A 22,789-nucleotide genomic window follows, 5' to 3' on the forward strand; every position below is an offset into this window, starting at 1 on the left:
TTCATCCGAGAGCAGGCAGGGATGTCATTCCTTCTTCAAACGAGGATAGGTCTACTTGATAAACATATCTCGGGCGCCCCCTTCCCACGACCTGCTCTTCCCCGATGACTTTGGCGAGACTGTGGTTTTCCAGTGTCGTAAGAATCCGGCGTGCACTTCTCAAGGTGATGGAGAACCCCTTCGCTAATTCCGCAGCCGTCATTTTGTCTCTGCCTAATGCCCGGCATAACCCAATCAAGCGATAGATGGTCGCTCCACTGATGCCAATATTCTTCATATGTTTTAGTGACTTCTGACCTTCCAGCCGGTAAGGGAACGAGGGTTCTAGAGAACTCCATTGGTCGACAAGTTTTTGTATTTCTTTCCTGATGCAGGAGTGGGTTGGAGTGATCAAATGGATTTCCTTCCTCAACGCCTTGAAAGCTTGGAAGACACGAGGATGGGTGGTGATGATGTTTGTCACGTGTTGATTCTCCAAACCACGCTTATGGTGAGCAATGATGTCATTCACATTCATCTCTTTCGTATGTTCGAAGATTTCAAGGTGATCAAGAGGAAGGTTTTCTTCCATGACCTGCATGCGGATTTCCTCTTTGCTTCTATAATCAACGCTCACCTTACCTTCTGAATTCAGACTTTGGCTGAAAAGGCACTTGGTCAAGGCTGCATTTAAAGCCATTGGAGAGCAAGTCAATTCACAAACCTTTTTTTCGGGAAACTTTCTTTTCACCTTCCCACTTTCAAACATAGGAGTAAGAACTACATCAAAAGTAGATAAAGAGAGTTGTTCCAAGCCTTGATCTATTCCCCGCTCCTCCAAAAGGGGCGTAACCGAAAGAAGAGGGAATTCTCCAGCTACTCGTTCTACTTTATTCCAAATTTCTCTTTGTCCAACAAACAACAACCTTTTTTTCATATGGAGTCACATCCTATGAACGGGAATCGCCAAGCTTTTATTTCAAACCTGATGAACTGGCTCCGCGGACGAAGAACTTTTCCGTGAAGAGGAACACGATCAAGATAGGGACTAATGTCATCAATGCCGCGGCCACCAAGTACTGCTCCTTACCGAACCAGGCGCCAGACATCGACAATACCCCGATGGGCAGTGTGAACTTCTCCTCAGAAGATAGGTAAATCACAGGGGCCATGATTTCGTTCCATTTGGTCATGAATGTAAAAATCGTCAGTGTTGCTAACTGCGGCTTACACATCGGCAGGAAGATTCTCCAATAGGTTTGAAACGGAGAACATCCATCTAATTTTGCGGCCTCCTCATAACTCTTAGGGATGGATAGGAACGCCTGCCTCATCAGGAAAACACCGAACGGTTGGGCCAGCCATTCCAAAATCCACAAGGGAACGAGCGTATCTAAAAACCCCATATTCTTAAAGATGATAAATTGCGGGATGATCATAACGACTGGTGGGATCATCAAGGTACCAAGGACCATGACGAACAAAGAATTTTTAAAAGGAAATTCTAGACGGGCAAACGCATACGCGACCATGGAGCAGGAGAAAAGTGCTCCAAGGACGGACAGAACCGTCACTACCAAACTGTTCCACCCGTATTGAGCGAAGTCCGTCATCCGCCACACTTCAATATAGTTCTCCCATTTGAAAGGATTGGGAATCCATTCAACCGGTATAGCCGTATATTGAGTGTAGGATTTTAAAGAGTTCAGGGCTGCAGCCACAAAAGGCGTCAGCATAATCAGCGCACTGAATGTAATGACTAGGTAACTGACAATCTTCCTTTTCCTATTGGGATTTTTCATAGATAACACCTCTAGATCCTCTATTTCTCATAATGCACCCACTTGTTCTGCAGTTTCACTTGGACGAGCGTAATGGCAAATAAGATCAGGAACAGCACCCAGGCGATGGCGGAGGCATAGCCCATCTTCAAAAAGGCGAACCCTTGCTGGAACAAATAAAGCATCAGCACCATACTTGCATTATTCGGACCACCTGCTGCCGTAATGTCTCCGGAATTCCCCGTCATGACATAGATTTGTTCAAACGCTTGGAATGTCGTGATGGTACTCAGGACAAGAACGAGGAACGTGGTACCAGAAATCAAGGGCACCGTTACATGCCTGAACTTCTGCAGGACTCCCGCCCCTTCGATATCCGCTGCCTCGTAAAGATCTTCCGGAACGTTTTGCAACCCGGCTAGGAAAATGATCATCATATAGCCGATTCCTTTCCAAACAGCGACTGCGACCAACACCGGAATGACCAGGGTTTCATCGTTCAACCATTGCTGCGGCTCCATCCCCAGTTTCAATAACAAGTCATTCGCTAATCCAAAACGGGGATTGAAGATGGCATCCGCCACATACAACACAACCGTCCAGGAAGAAATGACAGGAATGAAGTGAGCCATCCGGTAAAGCTTCAATCCTTTCAAACTTTGATTCAAAGCCGTTGCCAGTATCAAAGCGAGGATGGTCTGGGTAGGAACAAATAGGACTGTGAAATAAATGGTGTTCCATAAGGACTTCCAGAAAACAGGATCGTTGATCAATTTGTCGTAATTATCAAGCCCGATCCATTGGGGCGCGTTTAACATATCGTACCTGGAAAAGCTGAAGTATAACGATGCAATCAACGTGAAGGCAATAAAGACGATGAACTGAATGAGGTAGGGGGAAATCATGAAAAGTCCCCATTTCCCCTCATTCGTCAACCACTTCTTCTTCGGTGGTTTAGGTTTCTTCTGCTTGGCTAATGTCAACTTGGATTTCTTTTGCTTCTTCTCCCCTTGCTGCTCAGGGAATTCATTCTTCGGTTTTAAGTTATCGCTCATATCAGCCACACACTTTCTTCTCTATTGGTTTTCGTAAAATTCATCCAATACTTTCTGCACTTCCTTGTCTGCGTTTTCCAGCGCTTCTTCTACGTTCGTCTCATTGAGAAAAGCCCGGTTGATATTGTCACCGAATTTCTTCACCCATTCAGACCAAACCGCGTTGACATCCAACGTTCCCGCATGCTCAAAGCTGTCTAAAAACGCCTGCTTATTGGCTGGTTTATCTCCGGATCCTAAGAAGAGGTCAGAGTTGGCGACAGATTTCTTCACAGGCACCGCTTCACCCAAAGCCGCCCATTCTTTTTGGACTTCATCTTCCTGGACCCAATATTTCACCCATTCCCAGGCCGCTTTCGCTTTTTTATCAGAAGCACTGTCACTGATGACCCATGAGTTAGCGATTGTCGGTGAAAACCTCTCTCCATCCGGACCTTTCGGCAGCACCGTCACATCATAATTCACGCCTGTTTCGTTAGCGGCGAGCGTCCTTGCATAAATCCCGATCCGCATCGCTGCTGTTTCACTCGGGAACGGAGACATCGGGCTCTGGAATGCCTGAAGGTCGGAAGGGTCTGTGAAAATTCCTCTTTCCATTCCATCAACGATATAGTTGATCGCTTCTTTGTTTTCTTCAGAATCAATGACCGAGTTCCGTAAATCTTCTCCAAGAACTCCTCCACCATAAGACTTCATTACAGGCATCCAGCCTTCTGTAATATTGAAGAATGTCAGACCGTACTGTTTCACACTATCCGGTTTGAAAGAAGCGTCATCCGCTTTTTTACCATCGGTATCAATCGTCAACTTCGCACCGGCTTCTTTCAGATCTTCCCATGTCCAGCTCTCATCCGGATAATCGACACCGGCTTGATCGAACATATCTTTGTTGTAAAAAAGAGCTCCGATTTGTATTCCTTGAGGGACGCCCCAATACTTTCCATCTGAGTCTTTATTGAAATCCAAACCATAGTATTCATCTTTGTCCAAATCTTCATTGATCCACTCCGTCAAGTCCTTCGCCGCTCCACGTTCCGCATATTTCTGGACGAACACCCCGTCAGACAACCAGACATCAGGGGCGGTTCCTCCTGCTATTTGAGTGTCCAACTTTTGGAAGAACTGTTGATACGGAGCATTTTGTGTGTTGACCTTGATGTCCGGATGTTCCTCTTCGAACTTCTTGATCAGTTCATTCATTTTCTCATCGGCACTTCCTGAGGAATAAAACCCTAACGTAATTTCTGTTTGATCAGAATTCGCACCTGCCTCACCACCGGATTCATCCGAGCATCCTGTTAAAATGAACACAAAAGCCATAATAAGTACGGAAATCTTCAACCACTTGCCTGCCATCTTTTTTCCCCCTCAATATTTGTTATCGCTTACAACCCTTATTCTAAAGCTGTTGGTGAAAATAAAAAATGTCATTCCATTTGAAAGTTTGTGTTTTTTTCAATAAAATTATAAATATTCAAAATATTATTAGAGGAGGGGAATCATGAAATTTTCTCTGTTGAAAAAGAACTCGATTCACACGAAGCTTTTTATGATCATTCTTGTTTTTGTATGTATTCCCCTGCTTATCCTCGGGTTCTTCTGGTATGGAAAATCAACGAAGACGATTGAAAATAACGCTGTTCAAAACAGCCAGCATCTCCTGGCTCAAACGAACGAATATTTGGACTTTTACTTGAATGACTTAGAACAATCCACCGCCCCGATCGTTTCGATGTCACCGATTCAAAGATATTTAGATTTATCCCCGGGTTCCACCAGCCGTTATGAACGGTTTACATTGGATAAGGACATCAAAGAAGAGGCCTTCTCCAGTATTTTAGAAGGAAGGTCTGATATTTTCGGCATTTCCCTCATCAACCACTTTGGAATGCAAGTCAACAATTACAGCCAAGTCAATCACTTTCTAAATATGGATCAAATCCGAAATAGAAACCAGGAGCTTCTCGAACAAACCGAACAATTGGACGCTTATCAGATCATGAATATCGACTTCATTCATGACACACCTGTATTAACTGTGGTCCGCAAAGTCTACGATGTCCAAACCTTCGAGACTTCCGGTTTACTCATCATCAATCTGCGCCTCAATCAAATCGAAAACATTATCAATGAAGTAACCGAAAGCCACTTCAACCGCGTCTGGATCGTCAACGAAAATCATAGAATCATTTTCCACCCTGATCAGACAGAGCTTGGCCAAACCTTTGATTACGAAGAGAATCAGACGGAAAGCCAGAACTTCCTGATCAACCAAATCGAAGATAAACGGACCCTCATGGTCATGGACCGATCCGATCAGTCCAACTGGACGATGATTGCCAATGTCCCGATGCAGGCCGTCATGACCAATTTGATGAGTTTCAGGAACCTTACCATATGGATCGGTCTTGCGCTCATCGGTGTAGCTTTACTGTTTGTTGGAGGATTCTCCTTCTCTTTGACCTATTCATTGATCAACCTGCAGAAGCTTATGAAAAAAGCACAATCCGGGCGATTGAAATTCAACAAAATCAAACCCCTCCGCTTCTATCGGAATGATGAGGTCAGTGACCTTTATGACAGCTTTTACAACATGACAGACGAACTTAATCGACTGATTGAAGAGGTCCACCATTCTAAGCTCAAGGAGAAAGAACTGGAAATCAAAAACAGGGAGTCGGAATTGAGAGCGATGCAATCACAGATCAATCCTCATTTTCTTTACAACACACTCGAACTCATCAACTCCCATGCCATTATAGAAAACCAGCTGATGATCAGCCGGATGACGACCTCTTTAGCAGACATGTTCAGATATAATGTCAGCAATTCCAAGAAAGTCGTCACGTTGAAGGAGGAAATACAGCAGATCCGGTCGTATTTGGATATTCAACAAGAACGCTTTGAAGACTTGAACGTCGTCTACGATGTCAAGGAGGAAGACATCAAGGAGGTATTGGCCACACGCATCACATTACAGCCGATTCTGGAGAATGCCTTCATCCATGGGTATGAGGAACACGGATTAGCTCCCTCTTTCATCGGCATTTACGGAAAAAGAAATGAATTCGGTTACTCTTTGTACATCGTGGATCATGGGAGCGGAATGGCTCAGGCAACGAAAGATACCTACAATCAGGCTTTCCGAACCAATGAACCCTCGGATGAGAAGAAGACGACAAAGAGGATCGGGATGAACAATGTCCACAGACGTCTACATGCGACCTTTGGACAGCCATATGGTTTAACAATCGAACGATCCAATGAAAAAGGTACCGTCATTCTCATCACACTGCCATATCTGACTCATGAAACGAAGAAGGAGGCATGACTATGTATCGAGCGATTACTGTAGATGATGAAAAGTTGATAAAAAAGAGTATTGCTGCGTTGGTCCGTGCGAATGACACTGGATTTGAAATAGCAGGGGAAGCGAAAGATGGTCGGGAAGCGCTGCAATTGCAAGAACAAACCGCTCCAGACCTGATTATTACTGATATTCGTATGCCGAAAATGAATGGGTTAAGTTTCATCAAAGAGGTGAAGGAGAGAAACCCACATACCAAATTCATCATCATTTCCGGTTATGACGAATTCGAATATGCGCAAACAGCGATTCGCTATGGGGTGGTAGATTTCTTGCTCAAACCCATCAAGCCGGATCAATTTTTATCATCATTAAGGAAGGTTTACAGGCAGCTTGAAAATGATCACACTTCTTCCAAGCAGCGAAGCGAATGCCTGCTCATGATTAAATCGTATGCAGAGACCCTCGGCGAACATCTTTGGTTACTCGAGGAGGATCAGGTCTTCCGGACCACGGAGGAATTATCGAAGAAGTTGAATCATTTGCAGGTGGATCCGGAGGTGATGCGAGGCATGTACTCAGATTTAACAGTGTATTTACAGGGAGAGTTGGAAGCTCATCATTCAACCTTCCATACTCATTCGTTGTTCACTCACATCGATTTTTCACGGGAGCGGATGGAGATGACTGCCGACTTGAATCGTTTGTGCAAAGCCATCCTGGAAGAAATCAAATCTTTCCGGAACATCGGCCATCGAAACAGCATACGGACGGCTGTCCGTTATATTGAAGCAAACTTTACTGAGGAGAACCTCACATTAAGTGAAGTGGCCGATACGATCAATATGTCCCCCTCGTATTTCAGTATGGAATTCAAATCAGAAGTCGGAATCAGCTTCAAGCAGTACCTGACGAGATTAAAAATAGAGAAAGCGAAAGAGCTGCTCAACAACCCTTTATATAAAACCTATGAAATTGCAGAGAATCTGGGGTATAACGATTACCCTCACTTCACTAAGACTTTCAAAAAACATATCGGTCTGACACCGACACAATATAGAAAAAGAAAAGGAATCAGTTGAAAATCACATACGTTTTCAGACCTTATCCCATATCAAAGCAGGAGGTCCGAAGCGCCTCCTGTGGGGAATATGCAGACAACCCGGAACATCCGGAAAGTTTATGCAGAAGCCCACAGTAGGCGAAAGCATTCGGGACCTCCCTTTCACCTGAAAAAATGTAACAGGAAGAAGTGTTCTAGACTTTAATGATAAACCGTTCCTCTTCATCACAGCTGCGTTTGATCAAGAGAACATCTCCCGTCATTTGTGTATCCGCAAATTGAAAGCTTTTCGGACCATCATGGGAGAATAACACGACCTCGCTTTCCTCTCCCCTTTTCACTTCAAAAGCTGTGACATCATCCTTCGACATCTTCTCTGAGCGAGTATTATGAACTTCTACTTCATATATTTCCATGTCCGGGTGTTCATCATCGCGATAAGGATTCAGTATGGTGACGAACGTCGTCTGTCCGCTCCCTTTTTGTCGAGCTACCATTTTCGTAGACTTCGTCTTTTGGTTGTAATCTCTTGATATCCAGCAGTCTTCCTGAGTCAATGAAACATCCTGAAAATAGGTCATGTCCAAATGCCCCCCTTCTCCTCCCTTGACTTGAATTTTGCGTTTGGAAGAGTCATTGTGAAGGGCCGCATGTTCAGCGAAGTGGAAATGCTGGGCGAAATCATGGACATGCTTGGACTTGAACGTATCGACCAGCACCCAATAATGAGGCTTGACGAACAATATTTGCCGCATGACCTGAACAGGGTCTTCGAGCCTCAAATATCCATTGTGACCGCCCTGGACATAATCATAGTCCTTATTCCCTTTCCAATATCTGTTCACTGGCTGGGCGGAATCTTCCCAATGCCACGAATCGAGATACGTGGAAATAGAACAGCCATCCACATTGCAGGTGTTATGCTGGAAAGATTCTTTGAAATATTGACGGTGATCGTTCTCTTTGTACGTGTAACGCCCTGGATCAATAATCATATCCGATCCATGTGCAACTAAATCGAAATGAAGAAAATCATCGTGGCCGTGGGCTCTGATAATATCCATATGTCCGCCATCAAAAAGAAGATAGTGGTCGTCAGGAGACCATCCATTCCGCATGATGGTATATCCACTTTGCTCTAGATGAGTCGAATAAAAGGCAGGTTCAGCCGTTTCCAGCTCCTCATAAACATCAAAGCCATCTTTCCCGTAATACCAAATGCCTTCAAAATCCAGGACATCATAACCTTGATGTTTCAAATCACTTCTTTCATACAGCAAGGCACCGCGGCTCAACACATCTCTGATGTCCGTATGATCACTGTCGCTCGTCATCGGCTGGTAACCACTCGGCTTGACGAAAGAAAGCGAAGCCGTGAACATTCGGTTCAGCGTATTTTCCATGATTTCCGGAATGGACCATTGATTTTTTCTCGCAAGCAGGACCGTTTCAAATAAACAGTGCAGGACTTCATGGTGATACATAGGACTTTGTTCATTGTGCATCCCATCTTCAAAGACTTGAAGCTGACACATATTGGCCATCCTCTCCAAAGCCAGCTGCATCCATTGGTCTGAACTTTCAACCTGTGGAAATAACAAGGCGATTTGGAACAAGCCATTCGTCTCTAAAAATCCCCAGTTGCTTTGCTGATCATGAGGGGTATAGGCGATACTCAGATAGTGTCCATGAAGAGCAAGCGCCTCCTTGAACAACTCTTCTTCCGCTTCTCCCCACTCCTCGGATTCCCTGACACAGAAATACCCTTTGATCCAGTTGCAGATCCGAATGCCGCTGTCGAGCTTCCTCCAGGTATCCTTCACATTATAATAACGGGACTGGCTTTCGAGTATTTCTTCCTCTGACAATGGGTTCTGACGGATCCAGTCTTTCATCAGCCGGATATAATGGCTTGCAAAGCTCTTTTCACCGGTTAACCAGTAGGCTTGCCCGAGTTCTGCCATGAAGCGCGCGCGGTTCAAGTTCACCGTCCATTCAAAATCGTCCTGAAACTGGAACGTCCAATCAATTTCATTCGAAAAAGTGACCGGTGTTTCACAGCGTTCCATGTCCCACCTGTGAGTAAATACAAACGTGTTTTCACTGGCAAGGCGAGCCCGTTCCATCACTTCATCCGTTTCCCCTTTCCAGTATTGGAGAGTCAGATTCTTTATTTCATTTCGGTCTTCACGCGAATAAAAAAATCGTCGTACGTCTGTGGATTCATTGGTTCTTTTCTCTTCTGAAAATGTCGACATTATAAAACCCCTGATTGAATGTGATTTTTTACAAATGCATCATCATTTAAATGTGGGTAGTCTTCGTGAATGCGGTCAATTTCTTTTTCCTGCCCTGGACTGAGCCGCTCGTGTTCCATCAGACATAGGCGTTCCCGCAATAAGCCTTGTCGCCTCAATATCTCATTGATGCCGGCAATACTTCCTTTAAAACCATTCGCCGCATCAAAAATAGCCGCATTCGCATCCGTAAGTTCCGCACCTGCCGTTAACAACTCAGCAGGAATGAGCCTGCTTTGTTTCGCTTCTTTCACTTGATCAAGCAGCGTGACCGCTTTAGACGTCCAGACTGCCCACTGCCCAAGCAACCCGCCGACAATCGATTTCGATAAAACTTTTCCATCGATCCGAAATCGAAAAGTCGTCAAAAGATCATCCACAATATGGTCATCATTCCCGGTGTACAAAGCAATATCATCCCTTCTTTTCGAATGGCACACGGCCCTCACTACATCAATGGTTTGATATCGGTCAAAGGGGGCCAGTTTGATGGCACACACCCCTTGAATATCGGCAAACGCACGCCAGAATTCATAAGAGAAGACACGTCCGCCTACGGCCGGCTGCAGATAAAAACCGAAGACCGGCATGATTTCTGCCATGGCCTTGACTCTTTCTAAATGCTCTTCTTCGTTTAAATGGGAAAGACCTCCCATGCTTACAAGCGCAAGGTCATACCCCAAACCTTTGGCTATTTCCGCTTCTTCCCGTGCTTGATCCAGCTCTCCTACGACGCCGGCCACTTTAATGAATGGGCGAGACAAATTTGCTTGATCAATTTCTTCAACGGCCATCCTCAGCACCGTTTCGTACAAATCAATGCCTTCGTCCCTGATTTCAAATTGAGTCGTATGGACACCGACCGCAACTCCACCGGCCCCGCTTGAGATGTAGTAATTCGTCAAAGCCCGTTGTCTTTCTTCATCCAACGTACGATCTTTGTGCAAAGCAAGCGGGTGGGCAGGGATGACCGTCCCTTCATGCAACAACGTACGAATCGGGGATTGTAAGGTTTGCGCCATTAATATTGCCCCTTTCGTTCTTGAAAATGGGTCGGTTTATCCAGCACTTGCCCTTGTCCTTTCACCCAATCTGCCGTCCAATCCAACATTTGGCGGATACCAATATTCGGGTACCCGAATATCTCATGAGCTCGAGAAGCATTGCTCAACAATGCTGTCCCCTGCTCTTCTCCAGCAAAAACAGGCTGCTTGTGGAGCTTTTCACCAAGTCTCTGCGCGATCCATCTGACAGACAATGTCTCAGGACCCGTGATATTCAAGGTGACGGGAGGGGAGTCACAATGTAAAAGGGACCGAATGGCCACCTCGTTCGCATCTCCCTGCCAGATTACATTCACATGACCCATATTCAGATCAATCGGTGTGCCTTCGTTCACTGATTTGGCGACTTCCAGTAAAACTCCGTACCGGAGATCAATCGCATAATTCAAACGGAGGTGTAACAAGGGTGTTCCATATTTATGAGAAAAATGCGTGAAGACACGCTCCCGTCCTAGAGCGGATTGGCCATATTCCCCCACCGGCCCTGTGGCATGCTCCTCCGACGCTCCGCCATGACCGACCCGAGTCTGGGGATACACATTTCCTGTAGAAAAGGATACGATCCTGGAGTTTTTGAACTTCTCAGCCACTCTCCCTGGTAAATAAGCGTTCATTGCCCAAGTGAAATGTTCATTTCCGGTCGTCCCGAATTTGTTTCCTGCCATATAAATGACATTTTCCATTTCAGGTAGTGCTTGGAGTTCTTCCTCATTCAATAAATCCGCAGCAATCGTCTCAATCCCATGTTCGTTGAGTTCCTCCTGAAGGGTTTCATTAGAGAACCTTGAAACGCCTACCACTTTTTTCTGGACTCGCGCTTGGTCAATCGCATTTTTAGCAAGTTTCGCTAACGTAGGTCCCATCTTTCCTCCTACACCAAGAATTAAAAGATCCCCATCGATCTTCTTTATATCTGCAACTAATGCCTCTGTTGGTCTACACATGACAGATTCGAGTTCTTCTATCGTTTCCACATTGAAGCCTCCTCATAAAATTTACTCATCTTATAAGAAAGTTTAGATAACCTCATAAGTTTAAACAACGACTTAAATATGTCCTTTTTTAAACAATAAAAAAAGAGCCGTCTTGCTGGCTCTTTCTACTCAAGGCGATATACGGTTAAGAGGTGTTTATCTGACTCCTTGCCTACCGTAGTGTGGGTTGATAGTTTTTCCCCTCTTTTTCACATTCATATATACCTACAGTTACAGGCATAAAAAAACTCAAACCAGAAGACTGATGCTTCATCCGTTTGAGTCCCATCCGAATTATTCTTTTATGCTCCCATTGATGAAAGAGCTTGCTCTTTCTGTTGCGCCTCTTGTTCTTGTTTCATCTGGAGAACCTTCATACGCTCTTGCTCCAACTCTTCTTGAAGACGTTGATTCTCTTTTACTAGGTAATCTCTTTGATCGAGGACTCTCAGCATATCTTCTCTCATTGTTTTCCCTACTTTCTATAAATAATTTACACTCAAAAAAACTATCTCTCAAAGTCTCTTTTGTCAATTATTGACCTTTTTTCTCTTTTTATGACGTTAAATGAATAATACCCACTAGAGGGATAACCTAAACAAGGTAACATAATTCATTCGTTAATTACCTCATAGCTGCATTCGCAGCTATCTCCTTTTCTTTATCAAGTATAGGATAGCCCCCACTATCGGCATGAACCCAAGCCAATGATGCTGGTTAACCTGACCATTCTTTCGTTCCCTCCAGTAAATAACGAAGGGCGACATGATCGTTAATATAAAGAAGTCTATCGTCATTACATGTACAAATTGAGAAATCTGAAAAGCTTCGAGATAAAGATGAAAGTTACCTTGGATTACTCCATATAGGAATAAAGCAACAGTTCCAATAATTAAAAAGATGTAGAATAAGACTGATTGTATTCCTTTCAATAACCACTTTGGGGTTCTTCGTTTTTTTGCAGTTTTTCCTTTTGATAGAAAGAAATATGGCATTAACGCGAAGGCTCCAAACATGAACATCCCTGCAACAAAAGGCCATAGCGGCAAGCGGCTGTCATCCTCTCCAAGCAGCAAGGCAGAGAAAACGAGAGGATAGATTCCAAGAAAGCTAAACACCATTAATAAAAAAGGATCCGGGTCATCCATCGTCATCAATTGATGGAGGTATCCTTGATTACCATTCGGAGCGATAAAAAACGCATACAGAATAAAAGCAATCCAGCTGATGAAAAATATGCTCTGCCGTATCGTCACTTGACCACTCTCCTTTTAAAGGGATCATTACTTTAACTTTATACTTTCTTCTCCTTGAAAGCATGACAAACACCTTGAGACCTTCAGCGCGAATAAATGTAATGCTTTCTGATAGGATATGATTCAAATGACTTCCTTCTCTTAAGATTAATGCTTATGGATATAAAATACAAAAATAGCGTAGCATCAACAATAAAGCGTTGATGCTACGCTATTCTTTAAGGTGACTGAATCAAAGAAGCTGTCATCGAAAAGACCCTACAGCACTTATGTTGTCAGCCTCTCTTATCTAATCAAGACTTACTTATTTTCGCCGATAAACTTCACACAAACCGGTTCCGGAACATGAACATCCGATTGAACGAGCGATAGTTTCCCTGTCTCTTTATCCCTTTCAAACAATGTCATCGTATTTGATTTCTGGTTTGTAGCAATCAGGAATTCTTCAGTAGGATCCAGCACAAAGTCTCGCGGCCAGTTTCCTTCTGTAGAAGTCCATTCTATAAACGTTAACTGACCAGAATCTTGATCTACTTTATATACAGCGATAGAATTATGTCCGCGATTTCCAGCGTAAACAAATTGTCCATCTGAAGAAATATGGATCGCACTTCCGTCATTGGTTTCGTTAAAGTCTTCCGGAATCGTTTTAATCGCTTGTTGTTCTGTGAAGCTACCGTTTTTCTCATCATAGTGAAGCACAAGAACTTCTGAACTCAGCTCTGTCATCACGTACGCATACTTTTTATTCGGATGGAACGTGATGTGTCTTGGACCACTGCCAGGCGCTGTGTTGAATACTTGGACCTGAGTTAGATCCCCTTGATCAGCAGCGTAAGTAATGACCCGGTCACTTCCAAGATCGATCGCGATCACGTATTTTTCATCTGGTGTGAATCCTGCATAGTGCATATGAGGTTTTTCCTGTCGCTCATGAGGACCTGTGCCTTCGTGTTCGATCACAGAAGTTGCCGGATTCAAAGATCCATCTTCATTGGTTTGATAAGCCACAATGTTCGTTGTATGATAATTCGCCGTTACGACCGTACCCTTACCTCGATCGACACTTACATGACATGGCGGTGATCCAGCAGCGGTTTGGATATTTAATTTTGTTAATTCACCCGTTTCACCTTGAATGGAAAAAGCCGTAACGCCACCGTTTTCTCCTTCTTTTGTGACTGCATATAGATTTTTCTGATCGTCACTCACGGTTACATACGTCGGGTTTCCCAGCTCAGCAGCTAATTTCACATCTTTCAATGCTTTGGTGTCTGTATTCAGCGTGAATTGATATACACCTTTACTATCCTGTTTCGTATATGTTCCAACATATCCAACAAACTTTGCCATTACGAAAACTCCTTTATATCGGTTGTATTAAAATATCCTATCAGATCGACGGTTCTCTTTCATTATCTCATAAACGGTTTCACTTCTAAATCACTTCTATTTCCCCTTATCTATACCCGGGTTTTCATTACCTTAACGGTACATCCATATCTTGTCATCCAAATCGCAGGAACGTATGATGAACATACAAAGATGAAAACGAACAGACTGGGAGGTAGGAGCATGAGATATAAAAGGAAAGATTACTTCCGCTATGAGTTCAAAGAACCGCTCAACGCTTTGTTCCGTATTCATAGAGTTGGCAGGAAAGAGGTAAACACTTCAAAAGGTGAGGCACGGATCATAAATATCAGCCCAAACGGGATGAAGTTGAATACAAACTTGGATCTCCCTCATAGTGATGGACATGAGGTCAAATTGTCTATCAGCTTTCACCTGAATAAACGATCTTTCCACCTACCCGGGACTGTCGTTTGGAAGAAAAAAATCGCTGGGTACAATTATGGCATCTTTATGGACTTGGATGAAACGGAAAGGAAAGGGTTGGTCGAAGCGCTCAAGGTTTACGCCAGCCACCATGATAATAGGAATGAAATATAAGTGACGCCTGCTTGGCAGAGCAAAGGCTTCATTTCCTATTGTCTTCCCCGCCTTCTCATTTTATAAAAACAATACCCCTGCAAATTTTTCAACAACTAGAACGCCCTATATTTTCCTCCACTCACCGGGGAAAATATAGGGCGTGTGGAGAGCTATATATAGGAAACAAAAAAGCGCAGGGGAACGAAAGCCCGTCTCCCTGCGCTTTAATACAATCATTTAAACTGTCTTGTCGCTTCAACAGCTTTCTGCCAACCTTTATAAAGGCTTTGCTGTTCTTCTTCACTCATCTCTACCGTAAACGTACGCTCATTTTCTGACTGCTGCTTAATTTCCTCTTTATCTTTCCAATACCCGACCGCAAGACCTGCCAAAAAGGCTGCACCGAGCGCGGTGGTTTCCTGGACGACCGGACGCTCGACCGGTACGCCGAGGATGTCACTTTGGAACTGCATCAGGAAATTGTTTTTAACAGCGCCACCGTCGACACGTAGGGCTTTCAAATCTATTTCTGAATCGGCAATCATCGCATCCAGTACGTCTTTCGTTTGATAAGCGAGGGATTCCAATGTCGCGCGGACGAAGTGCTCCTTGGTCGTTCCACGGGTCAGACCGAACATGGCACCTCTGGCATCGCTGTCCCAGTACGGTGTTCCGAGCCCTACAAAAGCAGGTACCATATATACACCGTCTGAGGACTCTACGGATGTAGCTAAAGCTTCTGTTTCTGGAGCGCTTTCAATCATATTCAAGCCGTCGCGCAGCCATTGTATCGCAGATCCTGCTACAAAGATGCTGCCTTCAAGCGCATATTCCACTTTTCCATCAAGTCCCCATGCGAGCGTTGTCAAAAGACCGTGTTCGGAAGCTACACCTTCTTCTCCTGTGTTCATTAACATGAAGCAGCCTGTTCCATACGTATTTTTCGCCATTCCTTTTTCAAAACAAGCTTGTCCAAACAGAGCTGCCTGTTGGTCACCGGCAATCCCTGCAATCGGAATTTCCTGGCCGAAGAAATGATAATCAACGGTATGAGCATAAATTTCCGATGATGGTTTCACTTCTGGAAGCATGGACGCTGGAACACCTAGGATGTCCAGAAGTTCTTCATCCCACTTCAAGTCATAAATGTTGTACATCAACGTACGGGAGGCGTTGGAGTAGTCCGTGATATGAGCTTTACCTCCAGAAAGCTTGTACACAAGCCATGTATCAATCGTTCCGAATAAAAGATCTCCATTCTCTGCCTTCTCTCTTGCTCCTTCAACATTGTCTAACATCCATTTTACTTTTGTTCCAGAGAAGTATGGATCTAACAGCAAACCGGTTTTCTCACGGAAAAGGTCATTGTGACCAGCTGCTCGCAGCTCTTTACAAATGCCTTCCGTCTGACGGGATTGCCAGACAACAGCTTTGTGAATCGGCTTCCCTGTGTTTTTATCCCATACTACGGCTGTTTCGCGTTGGTTGGTAATGCCGATCCCTGCAATTTGGTTGGCATTCACATCTGATTTTCTTAACACATCAGCGATACAAGCTAACACGGATGTCCATATTTCATTCGCATCGTGTTCGACCCAGCCCGGCTTCGGGAAAAATTGTTCAAATTCTTTTTGTGCGGTTTCGACGATTTTTCCAGCTTTATCGAAAAGAATCGCCCGTGAACTCGTTGTCCCCTGATCAATGGAAAGAATGTACTGCTTTTGCATATCTATCATCTCCTTATAAGAATTAGCTGATTTTTTCTTCTAACTTCTCACTATAGGTTTGTTCTTTTTTCAATTCTGAAGCTGCTGCTCCTATGATAACGATTCCAATAACAACCGATAAAATCCAAAAGGGAACGGAAAATTCCTGCATGAATATCGCCTGATAAAAGAGAGCTCCATAGATTCCTCCCACGACTGGACCAACGACAGGAATCCAGGCATAACCCCAGTCTGAACCGCCTTTTCCGGGAATCGGAAGTAAAGCGTGGGCAATCCTAGGCCCTAAATCACGTGCCGGGTTAATCGCATAACCGGTCGTTCCACCAATGGACATCCCGATGGCTACAATGAGAGCCCCGACGATGAGTGGATTCAGTCCTTCCGTAAATTCATTCGCACCAATAAATAACAATCCCATCACCAGGACGAATGTTCCGATCATCTCTGTGACTAAGTTGGAAAAAGGACTGCGAATCGCCGGGTCTGTAGAAAATACGGCGAGTTTAGCCCCTTTGTCTTCTGTCGCTCTCCAGTGTGGCAGGTAGTTAAGAAAAACAATACCTGCACCGATGAACGCTCCGATCATCTGGGCCGTGATATAAACTGGGACCTTCGCCCACGGAAAATCACCAATCGACGCAAAGCCTAAAGTGACTGCAGGATTGAGGTGAGCTCCGGAGAATCCACCAACTGCATAAACACCCATCGTAACGGCAAGCCCCCAGGCAATCGTAATGACTATCCAGCCGGATCCTTCGGCTTTTGAATTCTTCAATACCACACCACCGACAACGCCGCCACCAAAGATGATCAAAATCATCGTGCCAATCAGCTCTGCAACAAATGCTGACATATAGAAAACTCCTTTATTATTTTCTAGAAAGATTTGAACGAAAAAAAAGAGACCCACACTGAATAGCCGAACGATAAACGTCCGGTTTCCGTGTGAGTCTCCATATCTCCGTCACATCTTTAACTTGTATCTCTGATTGTACACACCCATGTAAGCGGTGTCAATGAATATTATTAAATCGCTTCCATATTGGAGTACTGCAGCTCTCATAAGTGCCACCTTAAAGAAGGTGATTTTCCGGCAGAGGATACGAGTTTCTCCCCCAAACTCCACATCCTTCCATCCGTGTATAACATAGATATCATTCCAAAAACACTTAAAATTCTCCTTAACAACCAATAAACACGAACATTATTAACTTAAATTAATATAATGTTCATTTTATTCTTGTTCATTTCACTTGTATTTGTTATAGTAGCAACATAGCCAATTACATATCGTACTCGTATATTCTCAGTAATAAGGTCTGAGCGTCTCTACCTGGTTCCCATTGAAAGAACCAGACTACGAGTTAAAGCAATAAAGCTGCGGGACAGAAGCAGCTATTTTTAGCGATGCCGCTAACTCATGCTTTGACTTTTTGTAGTCTGAAAGGTAGAACACCTCCTTTTCAGGCTTTTTTATTTGGGAGAAATGATGTACACCGATGTGATTGAGTACTACATCAAGGGAGAGCTACTCATGAAAAACATTCGTACCATCGCATTCTTACTATTTATCACTCTATTCTTTTCTTTCCTGACAGGGTGCCAGAATTCTACTGAGAGTGAAGCATCTGCTGAAGAAAACGAACAGGAGCAGCAACCGATCCTTATCCAGGGCCCGATGCCTATTGAAGCAGAAAATTTCGCAGCAAAGCTTGAGGATGTAGAAGAAGAAACATCCGGAAACTTTGTTTTTTATAAAGGGAAAGTCGATGATTATCCTGTGATTGTCATGAAAACAGGTAAAGGCATGGAAAATACAGCCGCCGCTACAGCGATCGCTATAGAAAAATTCGACCCGGCGGCCATCATCAACCAAGGAACATCAGGGGGTCACGATCCTGAGTTGCATGTGTTTGATATCGTCTTAGGAGAAAGAACCGTCAACATTGGATCACTAAAAACAGGACATAGAGAAGATGGAGAAGGCATCGCGCCTAGAGAGTGGATTCCAATGGACCTCATGGCATCAGAAGGAAGTGCCGGCGAAGATCCTGATGCTGAAAACATCCGTTATTTTGAAGGAGACAAGGAATTGCTCAAAGCAGCCAAAGCGGTCAAGAATACTCACGAAGAAGGAAAAGTCGTAGAGGGTACGATTGGTTCTGCAGACGTCTGGAACAATGAAGTCGACCGCATCCAGTGGTTCCATGAAAACTTCGGCACTTCTGTTGAAGAGATGGAAGGAGCCGCTGGCGCACAGATTGCCAAAGCTTATGATGTACCTTACCTAGGCGTTCGCATTTTATCCAATAATAAAACGAATGATGGAGAATATAATCCAGACACGGCGGAAGCGAACCAGGACTATGTCTATGAAGTTGTGAAAAAGTATATTTCTAAGAAAAACTAAATAAACAAGTAAAGCGCAACCAATCAAGTGGGTTGCGCTTTGTTCATATTAAACCAGTAAACCCAACTCTCTCCATTCCATTTAGAGGGTGGTTCAGGTACTGAATGAAACATTCTCACTGGACACTTTTATCATCTTCTTCGTTTCATTCGCCTCCAAAGCGGACAAAATCACCTGCAATGACTTCATCCCTTCCTCCCCAGTAATCAATGGAGAGCGTTCAGTTAGTACCGATTCAACAAAATGATCAATCACGTGGGTAGTCGTTTGGCCACCCGCTTCATTCGTTTGGATCTTATCCAAGCCATAATGGACACTTTCTCCATTTTTATAGGTGACTTTCAGCGAGTAATCTGGATCGTTTTCCAGCTCCATCATACCCTTTTCTCCATAGATTACGGTAGAGTTATCGTTGCCTGAGACGTAAGACCAACTCGCTGTTAAAGTACCAATTAAACCTGAATCCATTTTCAAAATGCAGACAGCATTGTCGTCAACGTCTGTGTTTTCTTTGGCAGAGGTTTGGACGAACGCCCCAACTTCAGATACATCTCCTAACAAATAACGAATGAGATCCGCTTTATGTACGCCGAGGTCACCCATAGCTCCGACGAATGCTTTCTCTTTATCAAAAAACCAGCTGGACGCGCCGTCAATGCTCCAATTTTCAGGTCCACCGTGTCCAAAAGTCGTTCGGAAGCTGTAAATGTTGCCTAGGTCGCCGTTTTCAATGATATTTTTCGCCTTTTGGTGGGAAGAAACGAAACGTTGATTGTGGGCGATCATCAAGGTTTTCTGATTCCATTTGGCCGCTTGGTTCATAGCCTGAGCTTCTTCTAAAGATACCGCCATTGGTTTTTCGCAAAGCACGTGTTTCCCTTCGTTCAAAGCATCAATGGTAACTGGAGCGTGTAAATAGTTCGGCAGACAGACGCTAATCGCATCGACTTCTTCCAGTTTTAACACTTTTTTATAGTCCGTGTATGCTTTGGCTCCATATTTTTGCGCCATTTCTTCTGCTCTACTTTCAACCACATCACAAACCGCCACAATTTCCACATTCTCGTTTGCCAGATATTCAGGTAAATGGCGTTTCTGAGCAATACTTCCACAACCAATGACACCTACTTTAAAATTTCCCATCGATTATCATCCTTTCGTTTCGAGTAAAGTTGATAGCATTCCAGAGCTTTGTAATTGAATTTGTTTCCCCGATTCTGAGGATGCGTGGAAGGCGTGCATCGCTTCCAACACATGCAGGCCCTGTCTTCCATTCACTTTAAATGACGTTTGCTGCTGAATCGCGTCCACCATTTCAGCAATGCCCAACCCTCTACTGTTCTCGGAAAACGGATGGGTTAATTCGACCTCTATCCATTGCTCGTCATTCTTCTTTTTCATAAATACAGGACCACCAAAGGTATTAGGATCCGGCACTTTCAACGTCCCTGTCTCTCCATAAATCTCAATCAGAGGAGTATCTGTTGCTGGGACATCAAAACTCATCGTCATCGTAACAACAGGGCCTTCTTCAAATTGTAAGATTCCAGAGTAATGCGTCGGGGTCTCCACATTCAGCTTGGTTCCCTTTTTGGGACCTGTAAGTATTCTTCTGTCTGCTGGGTTCGTTTTAGCGACCGCCATGACGGATTGGATCGGCCCCAGCAATTGAACAAGGGTTGTTAAATAATAAGGGCCCATGTCGAAGAGAGGACCTCCGCCTCTTTGATAAAAGAACTCCGGGTTTTCGTGCCAGCTTTCAGGGCCTAGTTTAAGCAAAAATGCAGACCCTGCTGTTGGTGTTCCAATTGCGCCTTTTGTAATCAAGTCCTGGCATGTTTGGATGCCTGCACCAAGGAAAGTATCCGGCGCTACACCCACTTGTAAGTTTTTCTCTTCTGCCAACTCTATGATTTTGCGACCGTCTTCTAAATCGACAGCCAAAGGTTTCTCACTGTACACATGTTTGTTATGGTTTAAAGCATTTAATGTGACTTCCGCATGAGCCGCTGGTGGAGTTAAGTTGACGATCAGGTCGATATCCGGCCGGCTCATCATTTCTTCAACGGAAACGTTTGAAATGTGATAGAGATCTGCTTTCTTTTCAGCTAGTTTATCGTTAAGGTCGGCACATGCGACAATATTGAAATTTGAATGGGCCGCGCTATTTTGAAAATAGATATCGCTGATGTGACCGCACCCGACGACACCAATGTTCAGGGGTTTCATTAAAGACACCTCTCTTTTCTATTCTTTTACTGCTCCTCCCGCCAGTCCTTTGACCACTTTTTCCTGTGAGAAAAGATAAATCATAAGGATTGGCAGGCTGGCAAGTGTTAATGCTGCCATGAGACCTGGGATGTTGACGGAGAATTCGCCTCTGAAGTCCTGAAGCCCAAGGGGAAGAGTCATACTTTCAGGACTGGAGATGAGCACCAATGCAAAAATGAATTCATTCCATAAGTGGATGAAGTTTTCGGAATCTCCTGCATGAACTGTGTCAAAATAAAGATGGAGATCGGTAAACTAAAGGCAATGTATGGACCAAGCAGAGCCCACAGTGTATCGTAGAGACCAATGTTTTCCGTCAGTTTAAAAATGGGGATGAGGGTCGCATGGATGGGGAGCATCATCCCAGAAATGAAAATCAGAAATAACACACGATTGAATTTGAATTTCATACGGCTTAGTGGATAACTAGCCAGGGACGCTATAAACATGACAATGATGACTGCAAGGAAGCTGATTAAGATACTGTTGAAAAAGTAGCGCGTTAATCCCATTTCAAAAACCGAGGCGAAATTCTCCAGATTAAATGACGTAAAGAAGGAGAAGGGGGCCTCAAAAAAGCTTGACTGATCTTTCAAAGCTGTCGACAACATATAAAGAAAAGGGAAACCTGTGAAAACGAGCAGCAGCAGTGCAATTACGTACAGGGGGATTTTCTTAAACGTAGCTGTCATGAATACGCTCCTCTCTTTTTACGATAAAAGTCCAGCATTTGAATAATGATTGTCACCACAAGAGCGATAAAGAACATCAGGAAAGCAATGGCGCTTGCATAGCCCATATTGAAATTGATAAAGGCTTGTTTGAACATATACGTGCCCATCAACTCCGTACCATGGTTCGGGCCACCGCCCGTCATAATATAAAAGATGTCAAAAGCTTTTAATGATCCGACAATCGCTAGAATCGATGAGCTTACAATTGTAGGCATGAGCATAGGTAAAGTAATATGAATGAATTTCGTCAACGCATTCGCTCCATCCATTTTCGCCGCTTCATACAATTCTTCCGGAATACCGACAATCGCAGCTTTAAATAGAATCATATAAAAAGGAGCGAACTGCCAAACGACGACAAGCAGGACGGCAAACATAGCGGTATCCGCCTGACTTAACCAGGAGACACTATCAAATCCTAAGAGTGTCACTAGTTGATTGATGATTCCGTTGATCGGGTCATACATGAGCACCCATAACAGTCCGATTGCAACCGTTGACATGAGAAAAGGGAAAAAGTAAACACTGCTCATAAAACGAATGCCTTTGATCGGGGCAAATAACATTAGCGCCATTAAGAGCCCTAAGGGAATTTGTACAAAAACCGATACGATTACGACCCAGGCATTATTGGTTAATGAAGTCCAAAAGACTGCATCCTGAAACAGTTGAATGTAATTGGCAAAGCCCACAAACGTCATCTCACTCATTCCATCCCATGCATGAAGACTATACCGGAACGTGGAGAATATCGGATAGAGAACGTAAACCGCATAAACGATGAAAGCAGGAGCAATGAAAAGCAGGATGGTGAGCGCATCTCTGAACTTGACGTTCGTACTTTTGGTCTTTGACTTCGACATCGTTCGTGATCGCGCCATTTTATTCACAAGTGTTTGCACATGATCTCTCCTTCCATTGATAGGAGGAGGGGAA

General features: G+C 44.0%; 20 protein-coding genes and 1 riboswitch. Of the genes, 4 read left to right on the forward strand and 16 right to left on the reverse strand.

What is annotated here, in order from left to right; all coding sequences use genetic code 11:
• Window position 1 precedes the first annotated feature (1 nt).
• Genes DYE48_RS06320 through DYE48_RS06335 form a run of 4 tightly spaced genes read right to left on the reverse strand, consistent with a single transcriptional unit; the run spans window position 2 to window position 4,171 of the window.
• Entirely contained in the window at window positions 2–916 is a 915-nt protein-coding gene (locus tag DYE48_RS06320; protein WP_115822891.1) for a helix-turn-helix domain-containing protein, read from the reverse strand.
• A gap of 37 nt (window positions 917–953) precedes the next feature.
• Window positions 954–1,781 (reverse strand): carbohydrate ABC transporter permease, encoded by an 828-nt coding sequence (locus DYE48_RS06325; RefSeq protein ID WP_115822892.1) that lies wholly within the window; start codon window positions 1,779–1,781, stop codon window positions 954–956.
• A gap of 20 nt (window positions 1,782–1,801) precedes the next feature.
• A complete protein-coding gene (locus DYE48_RS06330; protein ID WP_208639635.1) occupies window positions 1,802–2,815 on the reverse strand; it encodes a carbohydrate ABC transporter permease in 1,014 nt (337 codons plus the stop codon).
• A gap of 21 nt (window positions 2,816–2,836) precedes the next feature.
• Window positions 2,837–4,171, reverse strand: coding sequence for an ABC transporter substrate-binding protein (locus tag DYE48_RS06335; RefSeq protein ID WP_115822893.1), 1,335 nt, complete (start codon window positions 4,169–4,171; stop codon window positions 2,837–2,839).
• A gap of 145 nt (window positions 4,172–4,316) precedes the next feature.
• Here DYE48_RS06335 and DYE48_RS06340 point away from each other — a divergent pair, with 145 nt between their 5' ends.
• Entirely contained in the window at window positions 4,317–6,146 is a 1,830-nt protein-coding gene (locus tag DYE48_RS06340; protein WP_115822894.1) for a cache domain-containing sensor histidine kinase, read from the forward strand.
• Between the two features lie 2 nt (window positions 6,147–6,148).
• Window positions 6,149–7,204, forward strand: a complete 1,056-nt coding sequence (locus DYE48_RS06345; protein WP_167449453.1) for a response regulator transcription factor — start codon at window positions 6,149–6,151, stop codon at window positions 7,202–7,204.
• Window positions 7,205–7,379: 175 nt separating this feature from the next.
• On the opposite strand, the gene DYE48_RS06350 is transcribed toward DYE48_RS06345, so the two are convergent.
• From DYE48_RS06350 to DYE48_RS06370, 6 genes are all read right to left on the reverse strand, one after another.
• Entirely contained in the window at window positions 7,380–9,443 is a 2,064-nt protein-coding gene (locus DYE48_RS06350) for an alginate lyase family protein (protein ID WP_115822896.1), read from the reverse strand.
• Window positions 9,443–10,504 carry a dihydrodipicolinate synthase family protein gene (locus tag DYE48_RS06355; RefSeq protein ID WP_115822897.1) on the reverse strand — a complete coding sequence of 354 codons (1,062 nt, stop codon included), beginning with the start codon at window positions 10,502–10,504 and terminating at the stop codon, window positions 9,443–9,445. The genes DYE48_RS06350 and DYE48_RS06355 overlap by 1 nt, the downstream gene beginning before the upstream one ends.
• Entirely contained in the window at window positions 10,504–11,520 is a 1,017-nt protein-coding gene (locus DYE48_RS06360; RefSeq protein WP_115822898.1) for an NAD-dependent epimerase/dehydratase family protein, read from the reverse strand. Before DYE48_RS06360 ends, DYE48_RS06355 begins: the two co-directional genes overlap by 1 nt.
• A 302-nt stretch (window positions 11,521–11,822) precedes the next feature.
• Window positions 11,823–11,987: a hypothetical protein gene (locus DYE48_RS21115; RefSeq protein WP_167449454.1), complete on the reverse strand. Its 165-nt coding sequence runs from the start codon at window positions 11,985–11,987 to the stop codon at window positions 11,823–11,825.
• Window positions 11,988–12,167: 180 nt separating this feature from the next.
• A complete protein-coding gene (locus tag DYE48_RS06365; protein WP_244199382.1) occupies window positions 12,168–12,776 on the reverse strand; it encodes a hypothetical protein in 609 nt (202 codons plus the stop codon).
• 300 nt (window positions 12,777–13,076) lie between these two features.
• Complete coding sequence (locus tag DYE48_RS06370; RefSeq protein ID WP_115822899.1) at window positions 13,077–14,129, reverse strand: lactonase family protein; 1,053 nt, start codon at window positions 14,127–14,129, stop codon at window positions 13,077–13,079.
• Between the two features lie 222 nt (window positions 14,130–14,351).
• Between DYE48_RS06370 and DYE48_RS06375 the strand changes: the two genes are divergently transcribed.
• Window positions 14,352–14,729: a PilZ domain-containing protein gene (locus DYE48_RS06375; RefSeq protein ID WP_167449455.1), complete on the forward strand. Its 378-nt coding sequence runs from the start codon at window positions 14,352–14,354 to the stop codon at window positions 14,727–14,729.
• 215 nt (window positions 14,730–14,944) lie between these two features.
• On the opposite strand, the gene glpK is transcribed toward DYE48_RS06375, so the two are convergent.
• Both glpK and DYE48_RS06385 read right to left on the reverse strand, forming a co-directional pair.
• Window positions 14,945–16,438 (reverse strand): glycerol kinase GlpK, encoded by a 1,494-nt coding sequence (gene glpK, locus DYE48_RS06380; RefSeq protein WP_115822901.1) that lies wholly within the window; start codon window positions 16,436–16,438, stop codon window positions 14,945–14,947.
• A gap of 22 nt (window positions 16,439–16,460) precedes the next feature.
• Window positions 16,461–17,291: an MIP/aquaporin family protein gene (locus DYE48_RS06385; protein WP_115822902.1), complete on the reverse strand. Its 831-nt coding sequence runs from the start codon at window positions 17,289–17,291 to the stop codon at window positions 16,461–16,463.
• Between the two features lie 423 nt (window positions 17,292–17,714).
• Window positions 17,715–17,818: riboswitch (purine riboswitch) on the forward strand.
• A 154-nt stretch (window positions 17,819–17,972) separates the two neighbouring features.
• Between DYE48_RS06385 and DYE48_RS06390 the strand changes: the two genes are divergently transcribed.
• Complete coding sequence (locus DYE48_RS06390) at window positions 17,973–18,848, forward strand: 5'-methylthioadenosine/S-adenosylhomocysteine nucleosidase (RefSeq protein ID WP_115822952.1); 876 nt, start codon at window positions 17,973–17,975, stop codon at window positions 18,846–18,848.
• A 93-nt stretch (window positions 18,849–18,941) separates the two neighbouring features.
• Here DYE48_RS06390 and DYE48_RS06395 read toward each other — a convergent pair whose 3' ends face one another.
• From DYE48_RS06395 to DYE48_RS06410, 4 genes are all read right to left on the reverse strand, one after another.
• Entirely contained in the window at window positions 18,942–19,991 is a 1,050-nt protein-coding gene (locus DYE48_RS06395) for a Gfo/Idh/MocA family protein (RefSeq protein WP_115822903.1), read from the reverse strand.
• Window positions 19,992–19,997: 6 nt separating this feature from the next.
• On the reverse strand, window positions 19,998–21,077 hold the full coding sequence (locus tag DYE48_RS06400; RefSeq protein WP_115822904.1) for a Gfo/Idh/MocA family protein: 1,080 nt from the start codon (window positions 21,075–21,077) through the stop codon (window positions 19,998–20,000).
• A 179-nt stretch (window positions 21,078–21,256) separates the two neighbouring features.
• Entirely contained in the window at window positions 21,257–21,811 is a 555-nt protein-coding gene (locus DYE48_RS06405; protein ID WP_244199383.1) for a carbohydrate ABC transporter permease, read from the reverse strand.
• Window positions 21,808–22,755 carry a carbohydrate ABC transporter permease gene (locus DYE48_RS06410; RefSeq protein ID WP_115822905.1) on the reverse strand — a complete coding sequence of 316 codons (948 nt, stop codon included), beginning with the start codon at window positions 22,753–22,755 and terminating at the stop codon, window positions 21,808–21,810. Before DYE48_RS06410 ends, DYE48_RS06405 begins: the two co-directional genes overlap by 4 nt.
• Window positions 22,756–22,789: the final 34 nt, after the last annotated feature.

This window comes from Halobacillus trueperi, assembly GCF_003386945.1.
In the GTDB taxonomy this organism is placed as follows: Bacteria; Bacillota; Bacilli; order Bacillales; family Halobacillaceae; genus Halobacillus; species Halobacillus aidingensis.

Bases quoted from the DNA above. Each gene is read 5' to 3' on its own strand.
- DYE48_RS06350 (WP_115822896.1), bottom strand. From the start codon at position 9,443: ATGTCGACATTTTCAGAAGAGAAAAGAACCAATGAATCCACAGACGTA.
- DYE48_RS06385 (WP_115822902.1), bottom strand. From the start codon at position 17,291: ATGTCAGCATTTGTTGCAGAGCTGATTGGCACGATGATTTTGATCATC.
- DYE48_RS06400 (WP_115822904.1), bottom strand. From the start codon at position 21,077: ATGAAACCCCTGAACATTGGTGTCGTCGGGTGCGGTCACATCAGCGAT.
- DYE48_RS06370 (WP_115822899.1), bottom strand. From the start codon at position 14,129: ATGGCAAAGTTTGTTGGATATGTTGGAACATATACGAAACAGGATAGT.
- DYE48_RS06395 (WP_115822903.1), bottom strand. From the start codon at position 19,991: ATGGGAAATTTTAAAGTAGGTGTCATTGGTTGTGGAAGTATTGCTCAG.
- DYE48_RS06335 (WP_115822893.1), bottom strand. From the start codon at position 4,171: ATGGCAGGCAAGTGGTTGAAGATTTCCGTACTTATTATGGCTTTTGTG.
- DYE48_RS06330 (WP_208639635.1), bottom strand. From the start codon at position 2,815: ATGAGCGATAACTTAAAACCGAAGAATGAATTCCCTGAGCAGCAAGGG.
- DYE48_RS06355 (WP_115822897.1), bottom strand. From the start codon at position 10,504: ATGGCGCAAACCTTACAATCCCCGATTCGTACGTTGTTGCATGAAGGG.
- DYE48_RS21115 (WP_167449454.1), bottom strand. From the start codon at position 11,987: ATGAGAGAAGATATGCTGAGAGTCCTCGATCAAAGAGATTACCTAGTA.
- DYE48_RS06325 (WP_115822892.1), bottom strand. From the start codon at position 1,781: ATGAAAAATCCCAATAGGAAAAGGAAGATTGTCAGTTACCTAGTCATT.
- DYE48_RS06390 (WP_115822952.1), top strand. From the start codon at position 17,973: ATGAAAAACATTCGTACCATCGCATTCTTACTATTTATCACTCTATTC.
- DYE48_RS06405 (WP_244199383.1), bottom strand. From the start codon at position 21,811: ATGACAGCTACGTTTAAGAAAATCCCCCTGTACGTAATTGCACTGCTG.
- glpK (WP_115822901.1), bottom strand. From the start codon at position 16,438: ATGCAAAAGCAGTACATTCTTTCCATTGATCAGGGGACAACGAGTTCA.
- DYE48_RS06375 (WP_167449455.1), top strand. From the start codon at position 14,352: ATGAGATATAAAAGGAAAGATTACTTCCGCTATGAGTTCAAAGAACCG.
- DYE48_RS06345 (WP_167449453.1), top strand. From the start codon at position 6,149: ATGTATCGAGCGATTACTGTAGATGATGAAAAGTTGATAAAAAAGAGT.
- DYE48_RS06320 (WP_115822891.1), bottom strand. From the start codon at position 916: ATGAAAAAAAGGTTGTTGTTTGTTGGACAAAGAGAAATTTGGAATAAA.
- DYE48_RS06340 (WP_115822894.1), top strand. From the start codon at position 4,317: ATGAAATTTTCTCTGTTGAAAAAGAACTCGATTCACACGAAGCTTTTT.